This is a genomic window from Undibacterium sp. 5I2 (assembly GCF_035019605.1).
Taxonomy (GTDB): domain Bacteria; phylum Pseudomonadota; class Gammaproteobacteria; order Burkholderiales; family Burkholderiaceae_D; genus Undibacterium.
On sequence record NZ_JASJVS010000040.1, the window covers coordinates 21603 to 40473 of the forward strand.

The 18871-nt window shown below is 53.1% G+C and carries 24 protein-coding genes and 1 pseudogene; 18 read left to right on the top strand and 7 right to left on the bottom strand.

Features of this window, described 5'->3' with window-relative positions; translation table 11 throughout:
- The first annotated feature begins 27 nt into the window (after positions 1-27).
- From QN359_RS13835 to QN359_RS13865, 7 genes are all read left to right on the top strand, one after another.
- Complete coding sequence (locus QN359_RS13835; RefSeq protein WP_322247913.1) at positions 28-537, top strand: phage major tail tube protein; 510 nt, start codon at positions 28-30, stop codon at positions 535-537.
- A 62-nt stretch (positions 538-599) separates the two neighbouring features.
- On the top strand, positions 600-920 hold the full coding sequence (locus tag QN359_RS13840; protein ID WP_322247914.1) for a phage tail assembly protein: 321 nt from the start codon (positions 600-602) through the stop codon (positions 918-920).
- A gap of 8 nt (positions 921-928) precedes the next feature.
- On the top strand, positions 929-1051 hold the full coding sequence (locus tag QN359_RS13845; protein ID WP_322247915.1) for a GpE family phage tail protein: 123 nt from the start codon (positions 929-931) through the stop codon (positions 1049-1051).
- Between the two features lie 40 nt (positions 1052-1091).
- Positions 1092-3638 (top strand): phage tail tape measure protein, encoded by a 2547-nt coding sequence (locus QN359_RS13850; RefSeq protein WP_322247916.1) that lies wholly within the window; start codon positions 1092-1094, stop codon positions 3636-3638.
- 33 nt (positions 3639-3671) lie between these two features.
- Positions 3672-4190 carry a phage tail protein gene (locus tag QN359_RS13855; protein WP_322247917.1) on the top strand — a complete coding sequence of 173 codons (519 nt, stop codon included), beginning with the start codon at positions 3672-3674 and terminating at the stop codon, positions 4188-4190.
- Complete coding sequence (locus QN359_RS13860) at positions 4187-5467, top strand: contractile injection system protein, VgrG/Pvc8 family (RefSeq protein WP_322247918.1); 1281 nt, start codon at positions 4187-4189, stop codon at positions 5465-5467. Before QN359_RS13855 ends, QN359_RS13860 begins: the two co-directional genes overlap by 4 nt.
- A gap of 178 nt (positions 5468-5645) precedes the next feature.
- Positions 5646-6029: a hypothetical protein gene (locus QN359_RS13865; RefSeq protein ID WP_322247919.1), complete on the top strand. Its 384-nt coding sequence runs from the start codon at positions 5646-5648 to the stop codon at positions 6027-6029.
- A gap of 21 nt (positions 6030-6050) precedes the next feature.
- On the opposite strand, the gene QN359_RS13870 is transcribed toward QN359_RS13865, so the two are convergent.
- The 4 genes from QN359_RS13870 to QN359_RS13885 all read right to left on the bottom strand — a co-directional run bounded on the left by QN359_RS13870 (position 6051) and on the right by QN359_RS13885 (position 7948).
- Positions 6051-6380, bottom strand: a complete 330-nt coding sequence (locus QN359_RS13870) for a hypothetical protein (protein WP_322247920.1) — start codon at positions 6378-6380, stop codon at positions 6051-6053.
- On the bottom strand, positions 6377-6808 hold the full coding sequence (locus QN359_RS13875) for a helix-turn-helix domain-containing protein (RefSeq protein WP_322247921.1): 432 nt from the start codon (positions 6806-6808) through the stop codon (positions 6377-6379). Before QN359_RS13875 ends, QN359_RS13870 begins: the two co-directional genes overlap by 4 nt.
- Before the next feature lie 259 nt (positions 6809-7067).
- Complete coding sequence (locus tag QN359_RS13880; RefSeq protein ID WP_322247922.1) at positions 7068-7472, bottom strand: hypothetical protein; 405 nt, start codon at positions 7470-7472, stop codon at positions 7068-7070.
- A 38-nt stretch (positions 7473-7510) separates the two neighbouring features.
- Positions 7511-7948, bottom strand: a complete 438-nt coding sequence (locus QN359_RS13885) for an XRE family transcriptional regulator (RefSeq protein WP_322247923.1) — start codon at positions 7946-7948, stop codon at positions 7511-7513.
- Between the two features lie 81 nt (positions 7949-8029).
- Here QN359_RS13885 and QN359_RS13890 point away from each other — a divergent pair, with 81 nt between their 5' ends.
- The 8 genes from QN359_RS13890 (at position 8030) to QN359_RS13925 (ending at position 13477) form a co-directional block, all read left to right on the top strand.
- Entirely contained in the window at positions 8030-8242 is a 213-nt protein-coding gene (locus tag QN359_RS13890) for a hypothetical protein (protein ID WP_322247924.1), read from the top strand.
- A gap of 17 nt (positions 8243-8259) precedes the next feature.
- On the top strand, positions 8260-8403 hold the full coding sequence (locus tag QN359_RS13895) for a hypothetical protein (protein ID WP_322247925.1): 144 nt from the start codon (positions 8260-8262) through the stop codon (positions 8401-8403).
- Positions 8400-8657 (top strand): ogr/Delta-like zinc finger family protein, encoded by a 258-nt coding sequence (locus QN359_RS13900; protein WP_322247926.1) that lies wholly within the window; start codon positions 8400-8402, stop codon positions 8655-8657. Before QN359_RS13895 ends, QN359_RS13900 begins: the two co-directional genes overlap by 4 nt.
- Before the next feature lie 96 nt (positions 8658-8753).
- Positions 8754-8969, top strand: a complete 216-nt coding sequence (locus QN359_RS13905; protein WP_322247927.1) for a hypothetical protein — start codon at positions 8754-8756, stop codon at positions 8967-8969.
- Positions 8962-9216 (top strand): hypothetical protein, encoded by a 255-nt coding sequence (locus tag QN359_RS13910; RefSeq protein WP_322247928.1) that lies wholly within the window; start codon positions 8962-8964, stop codon positions 9214-9216. Before QN359_RS13905 ends, QN359_RS13910 begins: the two co-directional genes overlap by 8 nt.
- Before the next feature lie 4 nt (positions 9217-9220).
- A complete protein-coding gene (locus QN359_RS13915; protein ID WP_322247929.1) occupies positions 9221-11893 on the top strand; it encodes a toprim domain-containing protein in 2673 nt (890 codons plus the stop codon).
- Between the two features lie 111 nt (positions 11894-12004).
- A complete protein-coding gene (locus QN359_RS13920) occupies positions 12005-12220 on the top strand; it encodes a hypothetical protein (protein ID WP_322247930.1) in 216 nt (71 codons plus the stop codon).
- 234 nt (positions 12221-12454) lie between these two features.
- Positions 12455-13477, top strand: a complete 1023-nt coding sequence (locus QN359_RS13925; protein WP_322247931.1) for a site-specific integrase — start codon at positions 12455-12457, stop codon at positions 13475-13477.
- A 3-nt stretch (positions 13478-13480) separates the two neighbouring features.
- Here the strand turns inward: QN359_RS13925 and QN359_RS13930 are convergent, their stop codons facing one another.
- Entirely contained in the window at positions 13481-13747 is a 267-nt protein-coding gene (locus QN359_RS13930) for a hypothetical protein (RefSeq protein ID WP_322247932.1), read from the bottom strand.
- Position 13748: 1 nt separating this feature from the next.
- A complete protein-coding gene (locus QN359_RS13935; protein WP_322247933.1) occupies positions 13749-13913 on the bottom strand; it encodes a hypothetical protein in 165 nt (54 codons plus the stop codon).
- A 15-nt stretch (positions 13914-13928) separates the two neighbouring features.
- Here QN359_RS13935 and QN359_RS13940 point away from each other — a divergent pair.
- Positions 13929-14741: pseudogene (locus tag QN359_RS13940) on the top strand (IS3 family transposase); the annotation flags it as partial.
- Between the two features lie 92 nt (positions 14742-14833).
- Here the strand turns inward: QN359_RS13940 and QN359_RS13945 are convergent.
- A complete protein-coding gene (locus tag QN359_RS13945) occupies positions 14834-15019 on the bottom strand; it encodes a hypothetical protein (protein WP_322247934.1) in 186 nt (61 codons plus the stop codon).
- Between the two features lie 405 nt (positions 15020-15424).
- Here QN359_RS13945 and QN359_RS13950 point away from each other — a divergent pair, with 405 nt between their 5' ends.
- Together QN359_RS13950 and QN359_RS13955 are read left to right on the top strand one after the other, a co-directional pair.
- Complete coding sequence (locus tag QN359_RS13950; protein WP_322247935.1) at positions 15425-15733, top strand: PGDYG domain-containing protein; 309 nt, start codon at positions 15425-15427, stop codon at positions 15731-15733.
- On the top strand, positions 15730-18591 hold the full coding sequence (locus QN359_RS13955; RefSeq protein ID WP_322247936.1) for a toll/interleukin-1 receptor domain-containing protein: 2862 nt from the start codon (positions 15730-15732) through the stop codon (positions 18589-18591). Before QN359_RS13950 ends, QN359_RS13955 begins: the two co-directional genes overlap by 4 nt.
- Positions 18592-18871 lie beyond the last annotated feature (280 nt).

Sequence of the window (18871 nt, forward strand, 5' to 3'; positions counted from 1 at the left end):
GCACTGACACTTCGCAAGGAGAACAACATGGGCTTACCCAGCAAACTGAAAGACTTCAACTTGTTCAACGATGGCCAGTCATATATGGGCCAGGTGCCGGAACTGACGCTACCTAAGTTGACGCGCAAGATGGAAGAGTACCGCGCCAGCGGCATGAGTGGCCCGGTCATGGTTGATTACGGCAATGAAGCCATCACGCTCGAATGGACCGCCGCCGGTCTGCTGATCGATGCGCTCAAACAGTACGGTGCGCACAGCCACCATGCCGTGCAACTGCGCTTTGCCGGCGCATTTCAAAACGATGACACTGGCGAGGTATCGGCTATGGAAGTAGTGGTGCGTGGTCGGCACAAAGAAATCGATATGGGCAGCGCCAAGCATGCCACCGACACCGCGCATAAATACAGCACCAGCTGCAGCTATTACAAATTGACGGTCGATGGCGAGGTGCTGATCGAGCTCGATTTCATGGGGGGCACGGAACAAATCGGTGGCAAAGATCGTCAGCGCAGTATTCGCCAAGCCATTGGACTATAAGTCCGGCACCAACGAATGGCTGTTAATATTTTTTTTAAACAATGATTCAAACAAGGATGATCATGAACCCAACAGACAAGCTCAGTAATGACAAGCCCATCAGTGTCACGCTCGATGAACCGATACGACGTGGCGACACGCTGATTACCGAAATCGCATTACGCAAACCCAAGGCCGGCGAATTACGTGGCGTCTCGCTGGTCGACATTGCCAATCTCGACGTCATCGCATTGCAAAAAATTTTACCGCGCATCAGTCAGCCCAGTCTGACCAACCACGAAGTCAACCATCTCGAACTGGCCGACCTGATGGCGCTCGGTGCGGAGGTGGCCTATTTTTTGGCGAAGAAGGCGGATCGGAACATGGTCTCCCCGACTGCGTAGAAAATGCCATGGCCGATATCGCCGTCGTCTTTCACTGGCCGCCGGCCGCACTCCATGCCTTGTCGCTGGTGGAATTGATGGATTGGCGTGAACGCGCCCGGGTACGTTCGTGTAGTGACAATGCTGTTTAAGCGAGCGCCGTGACGGCAAAAAATATAACAGGAATTTTCTATGGCCGACCTGCGATTACAAGTCATACTGAGCGCCCTCGATAAGGTAACGGCACCGCTGAAAGCCATCCGCACGGCAGCGCTGCCGACCTCTGCTGCCTTACACGCGACCCATGTGCGCTTGAAAGAGCTCAATGAGCAGCAGCGCACACTCGACCAATTTCGCACACTGCACCAAGGTCTGCGCCTATCATCCACCGCACTCCATGAAACGCAAGAGCGTGTACAACAATTGGCGCGTAGTATCGCCGCCAGCGGCCAACCCAGCCGTGCCATGACACGCGAATTCAAGGCCGCGGTCACGGCGGCAAGCCGACTCAAAGCCGAGCACGCAAAACAAAACCAGCAATTACAGTGGATGCGTGATCGCTTGTCGGCCGCCGGCATCAGTACCAATGCACTGAGTAAAACGCAAATCGGATTAAGGCAAAGTATCCAGACCGCCAATGCCGAACTGACAGCACAGCAAAAAAAACTCAGCGCCCTGGCTGCGCAGCAGTCCCGTGCCGCCACCTTACGCAAACAATTCAGCAGCACCCGAGAATCGGCCGGGAAGCTTGCCATGGCGGGTGCGGGCAGCGTCGCCAGCGGCGGCGGACTGTTGATGAGCATGCGCAAAATACTGTTGCCTGGAATCGAATTCGATGCCGCCATGTCGCGCGTTCAGGCACTCAGTCGCAGTGAGAAAACAGCACCGGAATTCATCGCCATGCGTCAACAAGCCCGCGATCTCGGTGCCGGTACCAGCTTTACCGCCACCGAGGCGGCCGAAGGTCAAGGCTACCTGGCTATGGCCGGCTTTACCCCAGATCAAATTTTGCAATCGATGCCGGGCGTGCTCGCTGTTGCCAAGGCCGGCGGTGCCGATCTGGCGCGCAGCGCTGATCTCTCCTCAGATATTTTGACCAGCTTCGGCTTGAGGGCCGATCAGATGAGCCGCGTCGGCGATGTCTTGACAATGACCTTTACGACCGCCAACACCAATCTGGACATGCTGGGCGAAACCATGAAATACATCGGCCCGGTCGCCAAAGCCGCTGGTATGTCGCTCGAGCAAGCTGCGGCCATGGCCGGCTTGCTCGGCAATGTAGGCATCAAGAGCAGCCAGGCCGGCACTACCTTGCGCGCCATGCTGCTGCGGCTGGCCGCGCCGACTGCCGCTACCAGCAAAGCGCTCAAACACCTCGGCGTCGCCGCCGTTGACCTGCACGGCAATGTACGCGACATCCCCAATGTGCTGCGCGATGTCGCCCGCGCCACAGACAAAATGGGCAGCGGCAAACGACTGAGCTTCTTGAAAATGATCTTCGGCGAAGAACCGGCCGCCGGCATGGCTGAACTGATTGCCCAGCAAGGTGCCGATGGCATTGGCAACTATGTCCGCATTATCGACGCCTCGGGCGGCACCGCAGAAAAAGTCGCGCACGTCATGGCAAACAATTTACAAGGCGATTTACAAACCCTGACCTCTGCCTGGGAAAATTTCGGCATTACCGCTTCCGAGACCATCGACGGTCCCCTGCGCGACCTGACCCAGCGCATCAGAGAGCACATCAACGCGGTAACAACTTGGGCGCAGCAGCATCCCGCGCTCACCGCTATGCTGCTGAAAACGGCACTGGTCGTCGGCAGCCTGTTAGTACTCCTGGCCGGCCTGGCACTGGTGAGCGCAACGCTGATCGTTCCCATGGCGGCACTCAAACTCGCGCTGGGTCTGCTCGGCCTGCAAGGCGGCTTGCTCTCGACCGTGCTGGTCGGATTGCGTACCGCCTTGCGCCTGCTCCTGAGCTTGCTGCTTGGGCTAGGCCGCGCCTTACTCATGAACCCGATCGGTTTAGCAATCACAGCCTTCGCGCTGTCCGCCCTGTTGATCTATACCTACTGGGAACCGATCAAAGGATTTTTCAACGGCCTGTGGAACGGCATTACGGCACGCTTTGAACAAGCCAAGCAAAGCCTGCGCGACCTCACGACTGGCATCGGGAACGACCTCAGCAACGCCGTGCGCAACGGGTTCGGTATCGACCTCCCGACCACCTTTACCGAATTCGGTGCCGGCCTGATGAACGGTTTCGTCAAGGGCATCACCGGCGCGCTGAGCCGTGTCAAAACCAGCATCACCAGCGCAGCTGAGAGCGTGATCATCTGGTTTAAAGACAAACTCGGCATCCGCAGCCCCAGCCGCGTCTTTGCACTGTTCGGCGACGACACCATGCAAGGCTTGGCACTCGGTCTCAGTCGCAGCGAAGCTGTCCCCCTGCGCCAGGTCAGCGGTATCGCAAAACGCTTGGCACAGATTGGCGCTGACGTGACGCTCGGCGCGGCTCTGCCAGGCACGATCACTCCAGCGCTGGCCTTCGATACCCGCGCGGCGCTGGCCCCGGCAAAAGCCGAGGGCACGCTGATCCAGGGCGACACCATCACGATCACGATCAACCCCGCACCCGGCATGGACGAAGCTGCCATTGCCAAAGCCGTTGCCAAAGCCCTGGAACAACGCGACCGGCAAAAAGCGGCCCGCTGGCGCTCACGCCTGGCCGATGACTAATCCCATAAAGAAAGAAGGAAGGAAGAAAATACCATGATGATGGCCTTAGGCATGTTTGTCTTCAGTCTCTCCACCCTCGCTTACCAGGAATTACAACGCCAAACCGACTGGAAGCACCCCGGTAACAGCCGCGTCGGCCGCCGCGACGCCTACCAGTTCACCGGCAAGGGCGAAGACAGCATCACACTCTCCGGCTGGCTGGCCCCCGAACTGAGCGGCAGCCTGTATGCGCTCGATGCCTTGCGACTCATGGCCGACACCGGCAAAGCCTGGATACTGATACAAGGTAGCGGTCGTATTGTCGGCACCTTTGTCATCACCAGCATGACGGAAAACAAAACCCACTTGGCCGCCAACGGCAACCCGGCACGCCTTGATTTCACCATCGTACTCAAGCGTACCGATGACAACGTCCCCAGTCTGCTCAGCAGCTTGGGCGACCCCGGCAGCATAAAAAATATGCTCGGCCTCGACGGCTTGAGAAAAACGGCAGATGAAGCGCTGCGCGACATCCAATCCGGCCTGGGCAGTTTCACCGGAAGCCGCCAATGAGCCATCCACAAGCGGCCTTCAAGATTACCCTCGATGAGCAAGATCTCACCGCGCGCATCGCCCCGCGTTTGCTCAGCCTGACATTGAGCGAAGCCTCTGGCGATGACAGCGATCAGCTCGATTTACAGCTTGACGATGCCGATGGCCAGCTCGCGCTGCCACCGCGTGGCGCGACGATACGCCTGCAGATAGGCTGGGCCGAATCTGGCCAATCAGGCCAATCAGGCGGCGCATATGGCCTGATCGACAAAGGCAGTTTCACCGTCGATGAAATCGAACACAGCGGCGCGCCCGACACACTGACCCTGCGCGCGCGCACGGCCAACCTGATCGATCAATTTCGGCTGGCCCAAGACAACAGCTTTCACGCCACCACTTTAGGCAGCATCATCGAGCTGATCGCATTCAGAAACGAACTGGCAGCCGGCATCGCTGAGAGCTTGCGCGATATCCTCGTCGCCCATGTTGATCAAACCAGAGAATCGGATGCCGCATTTTTGCGTCGCCTTGGAAAACAATATGATGCCGTCGCCACCGTCAAAAACCATACCCTGCTGTTCTTACCTATTAACCAGAGCCGCGCCTTATCGGGCAAGGAATTAGCCGTGATACGCTTGAACCGGCACAGCGGTGACAGCCACCGCTACCATAGCGCCGAACGCGAGCACTACAGCGGCGTGCGCGCCTTTTGGTATGACTCGCAAGAAGCGATGCGACGTAGCGTCGTCGCCGGCGCGCCCGGCAACAGCAAACGGCTGCGCAGCACCTACGCCACCCCAGCCGAAGCGCGCCAAGCCGCGCAAGCCGAATGGCAGCGGCAGCAGCGCGGCTTGGCCACCCTCGAACTCACACTGGCCCTCGGTAACCCGGCCCTGATGCCGCAATCGCCCGTCATCGTCAACGGTTACAAAGACGAAATCGATCAAACCGCTTGGCTGGCCGTCAAAGTCAGCCATCAGCTCAGCGCTGCCGGTTTCACTACTCGCCTCGAACTCGCAACGCTCACTGCGCCGGCCGATACGGAGGGCGAAGGGGACGATCAGGCTGATACGGATCCCGACCCGGACATCACCGGTGTGGCAGCCAAATGGCATGACAGCATCAGTAAAAACCAAGGGCGCGCGATTGCAGGTGCCGGTGCCAAACTCAAAACCTTAACGTACAGCTACGCCAGCAAACAATCCGCCCAGCGCGCCGCAAACTTGGAATGGGCCAAGATACGAGAACGCCGCGAAATGCTCTTGGAGAACCAGCGCGGTGATAAGAATAGTGCCTAAATGCATAGCAATGCAACGAAAAAAATCGGTAAAATGCCTCGTCAAGCAGCACTAACCCTGCGCAAGGAGGACAGCATCGATGCCTTATTTCAAGACTCATTTCAGGACTATCCTGCTCGTGTTGTTAAGCCTCGCGGCCGCAAGCGCCCCAGCACAAACACACTGCACCAGTGACGACATGGGCGCACCACACTGCAGCACTATCGAGGGCAATGTGCTGCGCCAGACGCCCGATGGTTCCGGTGGCACCCGCATCACCGACAGCAAGGGACAAGTCACGCGCATCAGGCCCGATGGCTCAGGCGGTAGCATACGCACCGATTCCAAAGGGCATGTCACACGCATGCGCCCCGACGGCTCCGGTGGCACCCTCATCACCGATTCCCAGGGCCATGTCTCACGCCTGCGACCCGATGGGTCCGGCGGCAGCCTCATCACCGACGCCAAAGGCCAAGTGACACGCATGCGCCCCGATGGTGCCGGTGGCAAACGCATCACCGGTCCAAACGGGCAGGTAACACGTTGCACACCAGATGGCAGTGGCGGGAGCCGATGTCAGTAAGCGGGATTCAGGGTAGGTGGTTTAATCCAGCATCCACCCGACCAATAACACCCCAGCTCCCAGCGCCGCAAGCAAACCCACCACCGCCTTACAAACCCAGCGTAAAACGGTGATGCCAATACCAGACTTGCGAGCCGAAAACAGGCGCATCACACTGCCATGACCAGTGCGGCAAAAATAACCCATGCGTCCGCGCCGCAGCTTCACACAATAGTTCGCCTTCTCAGGGTCGCTGTTGATATAAATATGCATCGCATTATGTTGGGCGTTTCTTGCATACGACGAACCCAATACTGCTTGGCCGACATGGAATGTAGATTTGGATGCGGATGGAGTGATGTCGGCTGTCATTGTTTTTTACTGGGCGTTCCTTTCCCAACAGTAAAATTCAGTGGTCCATGCACATCCTGATCACCCTGCACCACCTGACCGACTTCCCCTTTAATCACCGTCCGCTTCCAGTCTTCGGATACCGTCAACAGGCCGTGCAGCATCCCGAGGACACCGGCTTGACCACGCACATCGAGCGAGCGAAAATTTTGCAGCAATTCATTTTCATCCTCATTGAGCGACTCCTCATGGCTGACACCGGTGAGCAGATACAAGATATCGACGCCTGCCTTCGCCAGCTTTTCCAAATACACCGAGTCCGGTCGGCGCTCACCGCTTTCATAATTCAACTGTGTATCCTTGGTCACGCCGCCCAAGGCCGCAAACTTCTCTTGATTAAAGCCAAGTCTCTTGCGCTCGGCACGTAAACGCTGATTAAAATTAGACATAAGCATTTTTTTATGTTGACATAGGGTCGTTTGACCACCATATTAATCCTAACCCGTAACCACTCTTAATCATACATGATGAGTCTAGCGTCCTTTCCTCATCGCGCGCCAAAAATACCTTTTGCAGTCCCATTGGCCTTGCGTCTCGCCATCGAAGAACTGGCAAAAACAAACCAATAATTTCGAATAAGCAAAATTAGTAAATAGCACAAGGCGGCCATACGCCGCTTTGTGCTTTGTGTTTATTCAGTGCTAGGCGCTACTCACGTCCAGCATGCGTTATTCCAAGTATAAAAATATCGAGCTGATCGCTGGTTATCTGTCCCATTTTCAAACACTCCTTTTCGCCACCTTCAAATACCATTCCTTGATAAGCATGGCGATTTAATACTCTGATACTTTTAATGCCTCTCCATGCTTTTGGTTTTTCCCATAGCGTTGAGCAAATAGAAAAAATAGCCTGCGTATAAATTTTTTGCGTCACTCGGTCCTCCTTTGTGACTATTGTTAAGACGTCATCTGGAATAAGTTTCATGCTAAGGGGTTGCCAAGGGAGTAAAACTTTCTGAATGGCTTCAGGAACAGGACGTGCGTCAGCGGATGGGACACCAAGCACCAATGACAATAGTAATGCGCTAAAAAAATTTTCATTTCGTTTTTGCAAAATGGTGGATTGTAAAAATTTTGCTATTTTTTGAGTGTCTATTGCTTATTTTTTTTGCGCCCTACATTGATTGTCTGAGGCCCAGTAATATCGCCGGTGATCTGCTGACCGACGTCACCATGGAACGTTATCGTTTGTTTACGATTTTCAGGTTTCGGTGGTTTGGCTTCAGCGATACCCTCAGCGACGCCTAGTAAACGGGCCTGGCCTTTCATTCCCAGTGCTCTGTATGCAGTGAGAAGCTCATTTTCATCCGGCGTGATCGTGGTATTCGAAACCACTCCAGTTAATACGAATTGGACATCAACGCCAATAGTTGAAATTAAGGCCAAATACTCAGCATTTGGCACCAGCTTTCCCTGCTCCCAATCAATTTGAGAACGCTTGGAAGCATCACCAACGATAGCAAACTCAGCCTGACTATATCCAAGTCGCTCGCGCTCTGTTTTTAAACGGGCCCCTATTTTTTTTCGCAATTTTTCACCATTTTCTTTACAAGTGCGAAATTTCGCACTATATTTACGTCATTGCTAAGTAACGTATACAAATCATATCCTATGAACACCATAGACCCAACCTCAAGCACCGAAATTGAGCAAATTTCCAAGCCGATCACAGTGCGTCTACACCCAGAAGAGCTAGCCAAGGTCGAACGTTATGCCAAGGAAGATCACCGCACCCGCGCCTCGTTTCTGCGTGTCATGACCTTACGTGGACTTGCTGCCTACGAAAAAGAATACGACACCACCATCGCCAGTACGACTGCTTGATCGAGGAAAATATCGCCATGTCAATTCGTGTCAAGCATGGGCTTGAAAGCGATGATCAGGCATTCGAATGGCTCGTCAAATTCGCCTTGCGTGAAGGTGTTAAAAAAATCACCGGCCGAGGCCGGGCGCTATATGCAATAGAGAGGAAACCACCAGCATGAGAGTCATCAGCCTACCTTGTCCGCACTGCGAACAACCCGTGCGCGCGATAAAAAGCCGCACCATGTCGCCGATGTTTAAAGAAATCACCTACCGCTGCAATAACCCGGACTGCGGCCACGTGTTCATCGCCGGCCTCGAAGTATTGCGCACCATCTCACTCTCAGCGACGCCGAACTGCCTGATGAAAATCCCGATCTCTCAGCACGTGCGCAGCAGCGCGATCAAGCAATTGTCGCTCAATCTGTCCGGATGACGCGCAGCGCCTGATTCATTCCCCTCTGTGAGTAATGACACCTCATGCCGGTATTGCGGCGTGTGGGACTTTTTTACCTCAAATTTTGGAGCCACCATGACACTCTCTTTACTCTCTCACACTCGATTGCCGCGGCAACACTTGAGCACGCCCGTCGCCATGCGTGCCTTTACCGTCACCGTGATCACCCCAAGGCACTGCTTGCGCTACACCGCCATCGCACGCTGCAGCGGCGACTGCCTGCTCGCCGCCCTGGAGTGCTTCGACATCGCTGCCGTCAGCGCCCGACCCAGCAGGAGGCTTTATGACTGAGCACACTTGGACCTACGCCGAACTCACCCGCGCCGCCGAACAAAAAATCACCCTATGGATGAAGCGCAGCGCCGAAATGGGCCACCACAGCTACCCCGCAAAAATCTGCCGAGATTTCGCTTGGGGCGCGCACAGCCTGTGGTTTGAATTGACGGCCGGTTACCAACAGCCAGGCGACGACGAACGCTTGAGCGCCTTGCAAGCCGTGCCGCAACAAGACGATCAGCAAGACGACCACCCAGAGTAAAGCGATGGACACCTCCCTACACCAAGAAGTCAGCACACGCCTGGCCGAATTCAATTTCAAGCCGGAACAAAGCGGCATGCTGCGCGGGGGAGTGTGCCCGGCGTGCCAAAAGAAAGAGCTCTACACCAATGCCGACCACCCTTGGGTATTACGCTGCGGCCGCCTCAACAATTGCGGCGAGGTGTACCACATCAAAGACCTGTATCCAGACCTGTTTGACAAATGGTCTGAACGCTATCCATCCACACCGGAAAACAAGAATCCGCATGCCGCCGCCGACGCCTACCTGCAAATCGGCCGCGGCTTTGATCTGGCCAAACTACGCGGCCTGTACACGCAAGAATACTATTACGACAGCAAGCTCAACATCGGCAGTGCCACCGTGCGCTTTTCCCTCGGCAGCGGCTACTGGGAAAGACTGATCGACCAACCCCAGCGCTTCATTAAAAAGGCGAATTTCAAGTTCGGCATGCACTACCACGGCAGCTGGTGGAAACCGGACCAGATCGACCTACAAGACGTCAAAGAAATCTGGTTAGTCGAAGGCATCTTCGACGTCATCGCCTTGATGCACGTCGGAATCCATGCCGTAGCACTGATGTCCTGCAACAACTACCCGGAACAAGCGCTGTCGCAGTTGCAAGCAGCATGTGGCAACCAGCATTGCACCCTGGTATGGGCCTTAGATGGCGACCCGGCCGGCCGCAACTTCACCAAAAAACACGTAGACCAAGCACGCGCCGCCGGCTGGAACTGCGCCGCCGCGCAAATCCCACAACGCGGCAAACGCGCCATCGACTGGAACGACGCCTACCAGCGCGACGCCTTAACACCCGACCATATCAAGACATACCGCTATCATGGCGCACTACTGATCGCCCCAACCCGCGAAGAAAAAGCCTTGCTGATGTACCTGCACAGCGGCGAGCGCACCGAATTCCACTTTGATTTTGGTAACCGCTTGCACTGGTTTCGGCTCGACCTCGAGCACTACAACCGCCTGCGGCTGGAGCAAGACCATTCCGATGACTACCAAACCCTGTCCGAATACGACCTGCGCAAAACCGCGCTGGAACAATCGAGCATGGTCAAGGAAATCGCCAACTGCAATCCCAAGGCGCTGTATTTTCAAGAAAACCTGATCACCGGCGAAAGCTGGTACTACTTCCGCGTCGCCTTTCCCCACGATGGCAAACCGGTTAAAAACACCTTCACCGCCGCCCAAATCGCCAGCGCCGCCGAATTCAAAAAACGCCTGCTCGGCATGGGGGCCGGCGCGATGTACAGCGGCAGCAGCATCCAGCTTGACCGCATTATGGCCGACCAGTTGTACAACATCCAGCGCGTCGAGACGATTGATTACATCGGCTACAGCATGGAGCATGCGTGCTATGTGCTCGGCAATGTGGCGATGAAAGGTGGCGTTCTGCATGAGATCAACGGCGAGGATTTTTTTGATATCGGCAAACTCTCGATCAAGTCACTCAACAAATCGGTCACCCTCAGCATCAAGCGCGACCGCGACGCCTACCGCAGCGACTGGGTCAATCTGCTATGGGCCGCATTTGGTGCCAAAGGCCTGGCCGCTCTGACATTCTGGTTCGGCACCCTGTTCGCAGAACAAATCCGCGCCACACAATCCTCGTATCCCTTCCTGGAAGTGGTAGGCGAAGCCGGTGCCGGTAAATCAACGCTGATTGAATTTCTGTGGAAACTGTTCGGTCGCAATGGCTACGAAGGCTTTGATCCAAGCAAATCGAGTCTGGCGGCACGTGCACGTAATTTCAGCCAGGTATCGTGCCTGCCGGTAGTGCTGATCGAGTCCGACCGCGAACGCATGGGCGAAGAAAAAAGCCACATCAAATCCTTCGACTGGGACGAACTGAAAACCGCCTACAACGGCCGCAGCACGCGCGCACGCGGCATGGCCACCGGTGGCAATGAAACCTACGAGCCGCCATTTCGCGGTGCCATCGTCATCAGCCAGAATAACCCGGTCAATGCCTCCGAAGCGATCCTGTCGCGGATTGTGCATCTGTACTTCGACCGCTCGACGCAGACAGCGGCATCGGGCGAAGCCGCCGACGAGCTCAAGTATCTATCCTGCGAAGCGGTGTCGGGCTTCATTCTGGCAGCGACCAAGCGTGAAAAAGCCGTCATGGCGGAAATAACGGCGAAGACCCGCGACTACCTCAAAGAATTACGCGCCAGCCCCCACGTAAAAATGCCGCGCATCGCCGAAACCCACGCGCAAATGCTGGCCATCGCCGACGCCTTGAGCCTGGTGATCAAGCTCACAGACGAACAAAAGACCGCACTCAAGGCGCAAATCGTCACCATGGCCGGAGAGCGTCAACAAGTCATCAACAACGACCACGTCCTGGTGCAGGAATTCTGGGAAGCATTTGACTACCTCGATGGCGGCGACCTGTCGATACTCAACCACAGCCGCGACGCCAGCCTGATCGCCGTCAACCTCAACCACTTCCTGCAAGTCGCCACCGAGCGCCGCCAGCAAGTACCGCCGCTGCGCGACCTGAAAAAAGTCTTAAAAACCAGCAGCCGCCGCAAGTTTGTTGATGTCAAGGTGGTCAATAGCAGCCTGCGCGGTACCCAATCCCAACTCGCCACCCAATCCGGCTCGATGAAGTGCTGGGTGTTTCAGCGTGAGAAATAAACCGGTACACAAAAATGAAAAAATTACAAAAAAGAGTGTTGGACCCATGCTGCGGAAGTCGCATGTTTTGGTTTGATAAACAAAATCCTGTAGTGAACTGAAAGGCAAATGATGAATAATACTGAATTGATGACGCTTGCCGATATCGCCGAAATGCATCAATGTTCAATCAGGCATGCACGGGATGTTGTTGTAAAAACACCTGGCTTTCCTGCTGAATCACCTACAAGCAGAGTCAAACATAAGCTCTGGATTCGCGCAGAAGTTAAAGCATTCGTAACCAGAAAACCCGCAAAATTCCCGCACAATACGATGAATGCCCCTTAGATAGATGGTTTTCGATTCCGGCCTCGGGCACCAAGCACATCTTTCTCTTCTTCGCGTTTTTCACCGTTTTCCCTTTGAAATCAGTCCCTTACGACGACATTCTGCGCGCCGGTCGGTACGCTTTTCCTTTATTTTCCCCGCCTTTTTCTACCATCAACTCCCCAGAATTTCCCCACAAACTCCTCATAATATTTTATTATTTCTCGGTAATCAGTTTTGACAAGGAGTGCAGTCATGGCTTCCATTACCAAAACAACACGCGGGTGGCGGGTGCAGCTCAGTATCAAGGGAGTACGCGAATCGATCACTTGTGCGACCAAAGCCCAGGCACTCGCTTGGGCCGCCGAACGCGAAACGGCACTGCGCAACCAGGTCGTCAGCGGCATTGTTGCTGGCAAAACGTTTGAGCAAGCTTGTCGCCGTTACGAGCAAGAAGTTTCCATCCATAAGCGTGGTCACCGCTGGGAAGCCCTGCGGCTGGCTGCGCTGTGTGATTTTCAAGTCGACGGAGTGCGGCTCGGCAGCGTGCCGCTGACGCAGATGCATGCTGAGTTGATCGGTCGCTGGCGCGATCTGCGTCTCAAAGGCACGCCCACTGTGCCGCCGGTCAGCGGCGCCACCATCAATCGTATTCTTAATCTATGGTCGCATGTCCTCAGCACTGCGGCAACAGAATGGAAATGGCTCGCCGTCAGTCCGACCGCGGCAGTGCGGCGTCCACAAGCTGCAGCGCATCGCGATCGCCGACCGACTCAGGATGAGATCGATCGCATCAATGTCTACTGCGGTTTTTACGACGAGCCGATCACCAGCAAGATGCAAGCGGTTGCGTTCTGTTACTTGTTTGCGATTGAGACGGCAATGCGTCAAGGCGAGTTGTGCGGGCTATACCCGTCGCACATCAACGGTGCTGTCGCGCATTTGCCGATGACGAAGAATGGCAGCAAGCGCGACGTGCCGTTATCGAAGCGCGCCTTGGAGTTAATCAGCTTTCTGCCGGCGCAGCCGGCGAATGAGCCGCCGTCACCGATTTTCATGCTGTCGGCGGCCAGTCTCAGTACGTTGTTCCGTAAAGTCTGTGCGGCTTGCTGTATCGAGGACTTGACGTTTCACGATTCGCGTCATGAAGCCATCACTCGGTTGGCCAAAAAATTGACGGTGCTCGATCTGGCGCGCATGGTCGGCCATAAAGATTTGCGCATGCTGCAAATTTATTACAACGAGACGGCCGCTGAGATGGCGACACGATTGGATTGACCGCTACTTTTCTCTATACCGGTCGGCCCATTGAATCACTTCCTTTACCTTGTATAGGGGATGTCCGCGCTCACCTTTGCCAGTTGGCAGTCGAATCGCCACGGGAAAATCCGACTTGCACACGATGCGTTCACGGACCACGGATTCGCTGCGCTTCAAAAAGCCGGCAACCAAGCGGATATCCCATAAATCGACGGATAAAGGTATGCTCGGCTTACTGCGCTCGACCACGGCATCGGCCAAGCGCGCGATCAGTTCTTGTTCGCTCATGTCAGTGCTGCCAATCGAGTTCGGTCAACGCTTCAAGGCGTTCTTGATCACCCGCTCTTTGCCAGCCGCGTGTCAAGCTATCCCAAGCGAAATAAACGCCCCACGCGAACGACTGATGCAGTGAGGCAGCCGCATCGGCACGCCCTTTTTGTTTGGCGATCGCCATCATACTTCTGATACGTTGAGCAGGTCTGCGTTTTACGAAGCAAAGCGACGTTTCGCCATACCCAAAGTCTGCAAAGAAAGCGTCCATTTGGAAGCTGCATTCATGGCAATCGATCAGAGTTACGGCAGCCGCCGGATGGTCGCAGCCATGGCCAACGAAGGCTTCCGGGTCGGACGCACAAGGTGCGCCGTTTGATGCGCCAAGCAGCCTTGAAACCCGTCTGGAAGCGCAAATTCGTCCATACGACAGACAGCAAAGCGCGACTTGCCGATTGCCGCCGATGTGCTGAACCGACAGTTCAATCCGGCAGCGCCGAACTTGGCTTACGTCAGCGACATTACCTACATCCGGACGGGTGCCGGGTGCTTGTATCTGGCCACCGTGCTCGACCTGTATGCGCGCAAAGTGGTCGGATGGGCGATGGCACTGAGCATGCCTGCAAAACTGGTGTGCGATGCCTTGAACATGGCGATCCAGTAGCGCTGACCGGCAGCCGGACTCATCGTTCATTCCGATCGGGGCAGCCAGTACGCCAGCGAGTTGTATCAGGAATTCTTGAAGGAAAATGGCTTTGTCTGCAGCATGAGCCGCAAAGGTAATTGCTGGGATAGCGCCGTCGCAGAGCGCTTCTTCCTGAACCTCAAAATGGAACGTGTTTGGCAACGCCAATATGCCAACCATGCCGAGGCCAAGGCAGACATCACCGGCTACATCGTCAGCTTCTATAACGGCAAGCGTATCAATTCAGCATTGGGCAATCTGCCGCCCACCGTCTACGAACGGAAAATGGCAGCACGAGAACCTATCGTTGTGTCCGAAATGACTTGATCACCGCAGTCATACTGGGGGAAGGCCACGCAAATAAAGTATAGGCTCAGGTAGACAATAGGAACTTTTCTGTTTAAGTGGAAAACTGACTGTCAAAAATTACCTGATTGCGGGTTTTGATCATCTTGTTTAGGTGGATAGTAGGAAGCAATTTCCTCCATGACATCTAATAATTGACCATCTTCATCATATACATGGATAAAAGTCTTCCCATCCTTCACATAGGTTTCGGTGTACGTGTTTCCATTAAGCGACTTAATTCTGATCCCTACATTCATCACTTTCTCCTTGAATTCAAGAAAATTTAGATCGCGAGTTCAAATATGAAGTGCAACTGAAGCTTTTTGTGCGCCGAACTTTTGGTGCGGGAGCTAAGGGTAATAGTAGAGATATAGGCATTGTCCATATGGAAAGTATCCGTTATCCTGATGAGTTAATTTTAACTAAATCGTCAGTATCTTTTGAAAGTGCATCTGATCGCCTGTGCTTCGAGAACGAGATGTCGTATTTTTAGTGGCTGCTTTTGATAGATTGCTTGGTGATTCAAATCATTAAATCAGGGGTGAACTTAGCTAGCTATAAAGGAAATTAAATTGATTTGTAAAAAGTGCATCAAAATTTCTACTCCCGTCCAAGTCGAATTTGCTCATGAGTCCGGAATAGTGAGGACTTTGGAGGGGCCTGTGCATGATGAGCGTGAGGATGCTCTTCCGACTGCTGAGACAAAGGAGCATTGGCCAGTTTCAAGATGGCGTTTTGAGCGAACTTATACCGCTGTTGCACCCACTGAATCCGGTAAGCCAGGTGTTTATGTCAAGCTCCCTATTTTAATTACTGCAACTCAAATCGAAAATCCCCTTTCTGTCGCGATATCGAATCTTCGTGGTGAAATCAACGGCCAGATAGGGGATTGCTTGATTGCTGAGCCAGAGGGAAATCAGTGGGTGGTGGCTAAAGAAATTTTTGAAAAGACATATCGGGAGATGTTATGACAGGTATCAGCACACCAGTACTCTGCTGCCCACTTTGCCATGGAGAAAAGCTGGCTTTTATTTTAGCTCGAAAGCGGTGGCGGTGCGAAAACATTGATTGCTGCGAAGTCTTTGACGGGCCACCACCTGGTAATCTTTCTCGACAACAGAATATTTTTCTTTCATATGCGCACACCGTTGATGGTAACGATGACCATAGCGCGCATTTGGTGAGACGCATTAAAGAAAAGTTAGAGCAGGCGGGCCACAAAACCTGGATTGATGAACAGCAGCTACAACCTGGCTTTGACTGGCGACATGGCATCACACAGGGAATACTCGCTTCAGATCGGGTTTTGTCCTTCCTCAGCCCTCGGTCTGTTCGTGATCCAGGCGTATGTTTGGACGAAATTGGCATCGCAATGGCACATAAACATGGCGCTATAGCCACTATTTTGACAGACGATCGCACTGTATCCAGCATTCCTGCCAGCGTCAGCCATATCCAATATCTGGATCTGGCTGATTGGAAACTACATGTTAATGCTCCTGATGAAGAGCCCTGGCTTGAAAGCAAAGTTCAGAAAATTTTGGATATTCTTACCAAGAACGCTGGCTTTGCCGGGGAACTTGAACATTTGGCCAGAGCACTAGGTGCTTCAACTACCGTATCCAAAATTGGCAGGCTTATCGAAAGTGGTATTGTCGGGCGAGCCTGGGTGTTCGATGCCATTGAGACGTGGCGTTTACAGCAAATCAATCAACGGGTATTTCAATTGATTGGCCTGCCAGGTACAGGAAAAAGTGCGATTGCTGCCCACTTAGTACATTACGCCAAACTGCGGGTAGTGGCGTATCACTTTTGCGAGGCTGACCAGCCCGAGACACGCTTTCCACACATTTTTGTTCGGAATCTGGCTTTCATGCTCGCTGCCAGATTGCCTGCCTTCCGCGTTTTGCTCAAAGAACAGCTGGCACGGTTGACAAAACCACTCCATGAATTGTCAGCAGATTATTTAATGGAGCAACTGCTTATTAATCCATTGCGCAGCCACATCGATGGTGGCCAGACGGATGACCGGCTGCTGATCGTCATTGATGGGCTGGATGAAGCTGATATTAGTCTGAGCAAGTTGCTAAACAAAACGCTCCAAGATCTGCCGTCCTGGCTGGGCGTTGTTATGACAGGCCGTACTAGTATCAAGCCATATTTTGAGCAATTTCAGACTTACGAATTGAGCATTGACGACAAAAATAATCAGACTGACCTGCGACAATTTATGCTTAAGTGGGCTGAAGATGAGCCAGCAATGACATCCGATATTCAGGAATACTTGCTGCACTGTGCGTCAGGTCAAATTTTGTACCTCGTCATGGCGCGTCGGGCTGTTAAAGACGGGAACATGACTATTAATAATTTAAAAATGCTCCCACCAGGTTTAGGAGGATGCTATCAAATTTGGTTTGAGCGAGCCTTTAGTGAGCGACCAACGGAGGGGGGCGTATGGAACACGCTTGTTTATCCCTTGCTAGGCTTGCTATGTGCTAGTTCGATGCCATTACCGATTCATGTTGCCCGAAAAATTGGGAACTGGCACGGACAGGATGCTACGATCGTTCGTCATGCGCTAAGTGGCTTACTTTTATGGGACAGCAGCCTCCAGTTTAGTCATAAAAGTATTAGTGATTGGTTAATCGAGACAGAAGGACTCTTTTGTGTCAACGTTGAAGAGAGCACGCAGCGTTTAGTCGATTGGCTGTCTGAGCAAATACCTGATAGTTATCAGCGATATGAATTGAGCGATGAGAAGTTGGACGTCTGCGGGTTAATGGTCTCTATGGCCCAAACACAGCTTCATAAAAAGCAGTTTTCCAATTCAAAGAGGCTTTATGAAGGTGTGCTGAACATATGTGCGGGCTTTCTGTCAGTATCGAAGAGTGATGCTCTGAGCACAATGCAACTAGTCTATCAATCAGGGAGAGGCCTGTTAGAAATAATACAGGAAACCGATATGGGTTCGGATGATCTGATATTTTCTATAAACAGCGGATCGAGCGAGGTCACGTTAATGGAAATGACATACGAAGCATTTGGAGCCTATATCATTCCAATGATGATGGGGGAGCGACCAGTTGCCTCAGTTAGTCCCGAAAAACTTTCAGATTTGACTAATTTAGCAATTCAAATTGAGGATTTGGGCTTGTCGCCGGTGTCCGAGCGATTGCATGAGACCGTCTTCAGCTTACGTGAAGAGCATCTTGGTTCCAGTCACATTGATACATTGCTCTCTTGGTTTATATACGCTTCCAATTGTAAAAATAGCCAAGGCGATATGAGTGTTGACGTGCAGTTTAAACGGAAAATAGAAGGGCTTTGTGATTCTTTGGGAATGCTAAGTACAGATCAGCTGGTTTCCTCCGTCGGGGTGTCTCTTGAAAAGCTATTTCTATTTAGCAAGGCTAAATCTGTTTATGAAATGTTTCTCGAAATTGAGCGTGGCAGAGTTGGAGCACTTGGTAGTCTAAGTCCCCATTGTCGGAGCTTCTTGGCTCGGATGTTTTATCGGGAAAAGAAATTCGCAGAAGCAAAAATAATGTATGAACAAGTGTTGCTGATATATCAAAAAAATGATGGTATAGAACATGCCGAGTCGTTAACGGCGATGTCCGCCTTAGCCGACATTGAAGAAGCAATTGGAGACTTCATATCTGCAAGATCAAGTTATGAACGTATCCTTACTATTCGTAAGAAAGTTCAAGGTTGGGAGCTGGATAACCCTGCCAATTACTTTACTGTACAAGCGCTCTCCCGAACTCTGCGAGCTTTAGGCGAGAAAAAACTCGCTGATGAGTTGGACGAAAAGGCATCGACATGGTGATGGTTTCAGCCCCACAGTTAGTAATTGTTTTTGGTGTGGAAAGCTTCGATTGTGCGCACAATCAAATAAAAGTATTTGTCTGATTTATTGAATTTTACAACGATGAATTTATCGGATTTGCGCGTAAAACCCCGTCGTGCAGAGGCTGTCGCAAAAGGGTAGTGAATCGGTATCATTACCCCAACTGGTGGCGACGTCATTCTTGCGCGCTTTTGGCAGGAACCCAGCGGCGTTCGTGCTTAACTGAAAATGCCAGATATGATCGTGTTTTCAGCGCTGA

Bases quoted from the DNA above. Each gene is read 5' to 3' on its own strand.
- QN359_RS13835 (WP_322247913.1), top strand. From the start codon at position 28: ATGGGCTTACCCAGCAAACTGAAAGACTTCAACTTGTTCAACGATGGC.
- QN359_RS13840 (WP_322247914.1), top strand. From the start codon at position 600: ATGAACCCAACAGACAAGCTCAGTAATGACAAGCCCATCAGTGTCACG.
- QN359_RS13845 (WP_322247915.1), top strand. From the start codon at position 929: ATGGCCGATATCGCCGTCGTCTTTCACTGGCCGCCGGCCGCACTCCAT.
- QN359_RS13850 (WP_322247916.1), top strand. From the start codon at position 1,092: ATGGCCGACCTGCGATTACAAGTCATACTGAGCGCCCTCGATAAGGTA.
- QN359_RS13855 (WP_322247917.1), top strand. From the start codon at position 3,672: ATGATGATGGCCTTAGGCATGTTTGTCTTCAGTCTCTCCACCCTCGCT.
- QN359_RS13860 (WP_322247918.1), top strand. From the start codon at position 4,187: ATGAGCCATCCACAAGCGGCCTTCAAGATTACCCTCGATGAGCAAGAT.
- QN359_RS13865 (WP_322247919.1), top strand. From the start codon at position 5,646: ATGGGCGCACCACACTGCAGCACTATCGAGGGCAATGTGCTGCGCCAG.
- QN359_RS13870 (WP_322247920.1), bottom strand. From the start codon at position 6,380: ATGACAGCCGACATCACTCCATCCGCATCCAAATCTACATTCCATGTC.
- QN359_RS13875 (WP_322247921.1), bottom strand. From the start codon at position 6,808: ATGTCTAATTTTAATCAGCGTTTACGTGCCGAGCGCAAGAGACTTGGC.
- QN359_RS13890 (WP_322247924.1), top strand. From the start codon at position 8,030: ATGAACACCATAGACCCAACCTCAAGCACCGAAATTGAGCAAATTTCC.
- QN359_RS13895 (WP_322247925.1), top strand. From the start codon at position 8,260: ATGTCAATTCGTGTCAAGCATGGGCTTGAAAGCGATGATCAGGCATTC.
- QN359_RS13900 (WP_322247926.1), top strand. From the start codon at position 8,400: ATGAGAGTCATCAGCCTACCTTGTCCGCACTGCGAACAACCCGTGCGC.
- QN359_RS13905 (WP_322247927.1), top strand. From the start codon at position 8,754: ATGACACTCTCTTTACTCTCTCACACTCGATTGCCGCGGCAACACTTG.
- QN359_RS13910 (WP_322247928.1), top strand. From the start codon at position 8,962: ATGACTGAGCACACTTGGACCTACGCCGAACTCACCCGCGCCGCCGAA.
- QN359_RS13915 (WP_322247929.1), top strand. From the start codon at position 9,221: ATGGACACCTCCCTACACCAAGAAGTCAGCACACGCCTGGCCGAATTC.
- QN359_RS13920 (WP_322247930.1), top strand. From the start codon at position 12,005: ATGAATAATACTGAATTGATGACGCTTGCCGATATCGCCGAAATGCAT.
- QN359_RS13925 (WP_322247931.1), top strand. From the start codon at position 12,455: ATGGCTTCCATTACCAAAACAACACGCGGGTGGCGGGTGCAGCTCAGT.
- QN359_RS13930 (WP_322247932.1), bottom strand. From the start codon at position 13,747: ATGAGCGAACAAGAACTGATCGCGCGCTTGGCCGATGCCGTGGTCGAG.
- QN359_RS13935 (WP_322247933.1), bottom strand. From the start codon at position 13,913: ATGGCGATCGCCAAACAAAAAGGGCGTGCCGATGCGGCTGCCTCACTG.
- QN359_RS13945 (WP_322247934.1), bottom strand. From the start codon at position 15,019: ATGAATGTAGGGATCAGAATTAAGTCGCTTAATGGAAACACGTACACC.
- QN359_RS13955 (WP_322247936.1), top strand. From the start codon at position 15,730: ATGACAGGTATCAGCACACCAGTACTCTGCTGCCCACTTTGCCATGGA.